Consider the following 2,768-nt stretch of genomic DNA (forward strand, 5'->3'; position numbering starts at 1 on the left):
ATTCTAGCCTGACGGCGTCTTCTAAATTGGCTTGTCAGCGGGTGGGTCGTATGGACGGTACTGACCTCGGCCAGGTCGATTGTCCGCTCTTAGAGAACTGAGTTTCCGTGAGTATCCCTCTAGCGGACACTCCGCTTACGCACTACCCTTCATCTAGACTAATGGTCAGCGCGGTGTGCTCGCCGATTAGACACGCTATTTTCTACGCTGGCGCCTCCCGAGGTTCCCATGACCGATACGTTCACCCTGCTCGCCGAGCCGTCCGCTTCATCGCCGTTTCATGCGGGCGAACTGGCGGTTCAGGAGCGCGTGGGCGTACGTGAATTCGCGCATTCGTCGGGAACCCGCAGCATTCGGTCTGTCATGCCGGAGCAACACAGGACGTTCTTCAATGACCGGCCTTTCATGGTGCTCGGTGGGGTCGATGCAAACGGCCAACCGTGGGCAACATTGCGCGTCGGGCAGCCAGGCTTCGTGTCATCGCCCGATGTTCATACCCTGCGCATCGCGGGAACGACTCTGCCGGGCGATCCGCTAGCCGATAGATGGAACGTAGGCAGCATGATCGGCGCCCTCGGAATACAGCCGGAAACGCGGCGGCGCAATCGTGTCAATGGCGTAATTACATCGCTCGACCATGACGAGATCACCCTGGATGTCAGCCAGAGCTTCGGCAACTGTCCCAAGTATATTCAAGGCCGTACGCCTACATTTGTCCCGCACGCTCTCAGCGTGGCTCGTCAGCCGCAGCGTCGCGCATCGCAACTCGACGACGCCGACCGGGCATTGCTTGAGGCTGCGGATACGTTTTTTATCGCGAGCGCAAATGGGTCGGATGACGCGGGATTCGCACGCGGGGCGGATGTATCGCATCGAGGCGGCCGGCCGGGCTTTGTGCGCGTGGACGATGCGAATACCTTGACCGTGCCCGACTTCAGCGGCAACCGGTTCTTTAACACGCTGGGCAACCTCGCCGTCAACAGCCGTGCAGGTTTGCTGTTCCTGGACTTTGTCCGTGGCGATTTGCTTTACATCGCGGTTGAATCCGAAATCATCTGGGACGAGGCGCAGATCAGCGAATTCGCAGGCGCCGAGCGCCTGGTGCGCTTTCATGTGCGCGAAGTGCGGCGCAGTACGGCGGTGCTGCCGTTTACCTGGTCGCCAGTTGAATATGCGCCACAATTCGCGGCGTTTGAAGCCGCTCATCAAGCGACTCATCAAGCGACTCATGAAGCAGCTCATGAAGCTTCTCATGCAGCACCCGACCCGGTCGATCGCGAAGCAAAGTTAGCAAGCCTATGGAAGCCGCTGGATGTCGTGGCGATCGTGGAAGAAACGCCTTCGATCCGATCGTTTTATCTCAAGGCAGCAGACGGTGCATCGCGCGCTTCGTTCGTTCCTGGCCAGTATCTGCCGATCCAGATTCCCGCGCCGGGGCATGACACGCCGCTAGTTCGCACCTATACGCTGTCCGACGCGCACAATGCCACGTTGTATCGAATCACCGTCAAGCGAGAGGGCGTGGCGTCCGCCTGGCTGCATGACCATGTGGTTGTCGGCACGAAGATCAACGCCAAGACGCCGCGCGGCGACTTCGTTTTCGACGCATCGAGTCGACGATCGGCAGTGCTCTTGTCGGCAGGAATCGGCATCACGCCGATGATGGCGATCGTCTCCGCGGCGCTTGCCGAGGACTCCGACTCGAAGCCATTGCACTTCATTCACGGCGCGCGCAACGCACGCGAGCGCCCTTTCGCTGCGGAACTGGAAAAAGCTAAGTCAAGGCATAAAAACCTGCATGTGCACTTGATGGATAGCGCACCTGAAGCCGCGATCAACGCCGGTACTATTCGCGGCCGCGTAACGATCGACCAGGTCAAGCGCCTGCTTCCGTTCGATGACTACGATTTCTATCTTTGCGGTCCGTCGGCCTTCATGCAGGACATATACACTGGATTGCGCGCCCTGAATGTGCCTGATGAAAGGATTCGCTTCGAGGCCTTCGGACCTGCGAGCGTAAAGCGGACATCGAGTCTCCCTGCACCCGTGGAACCGAGTGCCGACACACGCTCTACTTCGGTGACCTTTGCCCGCTCGCAACGTACCATTCGATGGATGCCCAGGGACGGCACGCTGCTCGAATTTGCCGAAGCGAATGGAATTCCCGCGGAGTTTAGTTGTCGAATCGGCGAATGCGGAACCTGCGCCACGCGAGTACGTGAAGGCCAAATCGCCTACAGCGGCAACGTGGAAGCGGACATTGCCCCAGGCTGCGCGTTACTCTGCGTCGGCAGGCCGGTAGGCGATATGCCTATTGTGCTGGAGCTATAGGCAACTAAACCGACCCTTTCAAAGCGGTCGGTTTTTGTTTGCTTTTATCGTGACGGGTCAGTCATCTTTCGCAATGCATCGCCACCCGATCGCGGCCTGTTGGCCTCCGAGCACGGGGTGTCGTGCAACGCGTCGCCGGTCAGGCGGCGAGCAGCCCCGCTTTGGTGGACGGCATCGGGATGAAACGCGGCAACGCTTCGACGCGGTGCAGCCATGCGCGGATGTTCGGGTACGGTTCGAGTGACACACCGCCTTCGGGCGCATGCGCGATGTACGTATGCGCAGCGATGTCGGCGATGCTCACGTGAGCCCCCGCGGCGAACGGCTTGTCGGCGAGTTCCACGTCGAGCACTTCGAACAGTTTGAGGGCGATCGCCTGCGCGGTTTCGAGGTGGAGCGGCACGCCGAACACCGTCACGAGCCGCGCAGAGCACGGG

General features: G+C 60.1%; 2 protein-coding genes. One reads left to right on the forward strand and one right to left on the reverse strand.

Annotation, left to right across the window (positions count from 1 at the left end; all coding sequences use genetic code 11):
* The first annotated feature begins 228 nt into the window (after positions 1-228).
* Positions 229-2,331 (forward strand): pyridoxamine 5'-phosphate oxidase family protein, encoded by a 2,103-nt coding sequence (locus tag WCA53_RS07355; protein ID WP_423907466.1) that lies wholly within the window; start codon positions 229-231, stop codon positions 2,329-2,331.
* A 139-nt stretch (positions 2,332-2,470) separates the two neighbouring features.
* Here the strand turns inward: WCA53_RS07355 and WCA53_RS07360 are convergent.
* On the reverse strand, positions 2,471-2,768 hold a 298-nt coding region (locus WCA53_RS07360; protein WP_423907468.1), incomplete at its 5' end, for a glutathione binding-like protein.

It is taken from the genome of Caballeronia sp., assembly GCF_049581465.1.
In the GTDB taxonomy this organism is placed as follows: Bacteria; Pseudomonadota; Gammaproteobacteria; order Burkholderiales; family Burkholderiaceae; genus Caballeronia.

What these genes read in the sequence shown, in the direction of transcription:
- WCA53_RS07355 (WP_423907466.1), top strand. Translation starts at nt 229, where the DNA reads ATGACCGATACGTTCACCCTGCTCGCCGAGCCGTCCGCTTCATCGCCG.